Origin of the sequence: Streptomyces sp. N35, from assembly GCF_016464295.1 — a bacterium.
GTDB lineage: Bacteria > Actinomycetota > Actinomycetes > Streptomycetales > Streptomycetaceae > Streptomyces.
Map to the genome: position 1 here is coordinate 1 of NZ_JAEIMH010000188.1, position 2,472 is coordinate 2,472.

3 protein-coding genes and 1 pseudogene are annotated in these 2,472 nt (G+C 67.6%); all 4 read left to right on the forward strand.

Going from position 1 to position 2,472, the window contains the following annotated elements; all coding sequences use genetic code 11:
* Positions 1-554: pseudogene (locus JAO81_RS41740) on the forward strand (Terminase); the annotation flags it as partial.
* Positions 555-557: 3 nt separating this feature from the next.
* Complete coding sequence (locus JAO81_RS41745; RefSeq protein WP_199553228.1) at positions 558-707, forward strand: hypothetical protein; 150 nt, start codon at positions 558-560, stop codon at positions 705-707.
* Positions 707-2,224 (forward strand): phage portal protein, encoded by a 1,518-nt coding sequence (locus JAO81_RS41750; protein ID WP_199553229.1) that lies wholly within the window; start codon positions 707-709, stop codon positions 2,222-2,224. The genes JAO81_RS41745 and JAO81_RS41750 overlap by 1 nt, the downstream gene beginning before the upstream one ends.
* The coding region (locus JAO81_RS41755; RefSeq protein WP_199553230.1) for a hypothetical protein at positions 2,184-2,472 on the forward strand (289 nt) is incomplete at its 3' end. The genes JAO81_RS41750 and JAO81_RS41755, both read left to right, overlap by 41 nt.

The window sequence follows — 2,472 nt, forward strand, 5'->3', positions numbered from 1 at the left end:
GCGACGGCCACGTGTTCGTTCTCGGCTGCTGGGAGAAGCCGCCCGGTCCGCAAGGGCTGGGCTGGCAGGTGGATCGGGCGGACGTGGACCGCGCCGTGCGCGACGTGTTCGCCCAGTACCGGGTGGTGGCGTTCTTCGGGGACGTGAAGGAGTTCGAGAACTACCTCGACACCTGGGCCCAGGACCTCGGCGAGCAGCTGCTCATCGACGCCCAAGTCGGCCGCAGCGCCCACCGCATCGCGTGGGACATGCGCGGGCACCTCAAGGATTTCACCGAGGCCTGCCAGCGCATGGAGATCGACGTCCAGGAACGGGCCATCACCCACGACGGAGATCCACGACTGACCCGGCACGTCCTCAATGCCCGCAGGCGATCGAACCGCTTCGGCGTCTCGATCGCGAAAGCGGGCCGAGAGTCCCCGAAGAAGATCGACCTGGCGGTGTGTGCGATCGGGGCCCGCATGGTGCGCCGCATGCTCCTGGCGTCGTCGGCCTGGGCGCAGCACAACCAAGGACCCAAGAAGCGGCCTGGCCGAGTGGTGGCGTGGGGGTGAGTGGTGACTTCGGATGAGGCGATCGCGCATGCGGCACGGCTGCTGCATGCGGCCGAGACGGAGACGAATCTCGCACTGATGGAGCGTCTGGAGCATCTGGCCGACTCGTGGATCGACGTCGCAGCCCTGTTGAGTGAAAGGGAGCGAGCGTGATGGCCGGTGCCATGAACCCGAAAGAGCTGGCGGAAGTCGTGCAGTTCCTGCTGGCCGGCCGCAGGGCGGAGTCGGCTCGCCTCAACGAGGTGCGCGCGTACCTGAAGAACGAGGTCTGCGACATCTACGTGCCGCAGTCGGCGACCTTGGAGTACAAGAAGCTTGTCGAGCAGGCCCGCTTCAACATCCTTCCGCTGCTGGTGTCTTCGCTCGCGCAGGGCCTGTTCGTCGACGGGTTTCGGCCCTCGGGCGCGACCGTCAATTCCCCGGTGTGGGATGCGGTGTGGCAGCCCAACCGCATGGACGCTCGCCAGACGGGGTTGTACCGGGCGGCGTTGACGTACGGGGTGTCCTATGCGGTGGTCCTGCCCGGCGAGGAATACCCGGTGATCACGCCGTTCTCGCCGCGCCGTCTCACCGCGCTGTACGACGACCCGGTCAATGATGAGTGGCCGCAGTACGCCGTCAGTATCGGCAACCCGCGCCCTGTGCTGGGTTCCGCGGGCGCTGCCATGACTGCCATCACGGTGTATGACGACCAGTTCACCTACACCGTGGACGTGCCGACCATGCTCGTGTGGCCGGCCATGGGCAAGGACCGTAGCGAGCTGCTTCCCTTCGGCGGGGCTGGGCTCGATTTCCAGCAGGTTGAGGTGCGTGCGCACGGTCTTGGCGTGTGTCCGGTGGTGCGGTTCCTGGAATCGCACGAGGACCTGGACGATGTGCCGCAGGGCATCGTGTATCCGATGCTTCCGGCGCAGCGGCAGCTGAACCAGACGACGTTCGGGCTGCTGATGTCGCAGCATATTGCGGCGTTCAAGCAGCGCTGGGTGACCGGCATGGCGATCGCTGAGGACGAGGACGGCAACCCGATTGAGCCGTGGAATGCGGCCGTGAACCGGGTGTGGCAGTCCGACAGCACGGACACGAAGTTCGGGGAGTTCTCCGAGACGGACCTGTCCGGCTACTTGAACTCCCGCGACAAGACGCTGCTCTACATTTCCTCGGCCCGGCAGATCCCGCCGCACACGCTGGTGGTCGGCAACGCCGTCTCCAATGTCAGTGCGGAGGCGCTGGCCGCGCTCGAGGCCGGGCACCAGCTGGATATCGGCGAGCACAAGACCAGCTTCGGGGAGAGCGTCGAGCAGATGCTGCGCCTGGCGGGCCGGGCGTTGGGCGATGAGGAGACGTGGCGGGACACCTCGGCGCAGGTGGCGTGGCGCGATACCACGCCGCGTTCGCTGGCCCAGGTCGCTGATGCGCTGGGCAAGCTGGCCACGCAGCTGGACATCCCCCCGCGCGCCCTGTGGGAGCGCATCCCCGGGGTCACCGAACAAGACCTGGAGCGCTGGGAAGCCCTGGCGCAGGACCGCGACGCCCTGGGCGATGTCCGGGAGCTGCTGGCGGGTGCGCCGCCTGGTCTGGAGCTGACTGGACGATCGGGGGTGGACGATGTCGAGCGCCCGGGCTCAGGCGTTGAGCCGGTACCACCAGAGCCAGGTCCTGAAAGTCGCTGAACTGATCGCGCGCAGGCTGCACACCACGGCGCTGCGTGCGGACGTGACCGATATCGATGGCTGGTGGGACCGCATCGCTGTGGCGGTGCAGAAGGAGATCCTGGCGGGCCAGTCCGCTTTGGCGAAGCTGGCCCGCGGCTACCTGACCCAGCACGCGGCGCTCAACGGCGTGCGGCTGGCCCCGGTGGTGGTGGAACCGGATGCGGAGCAGGTAGCGCAGGCGCTGCGGGTGACGGGACCTGTCGCGT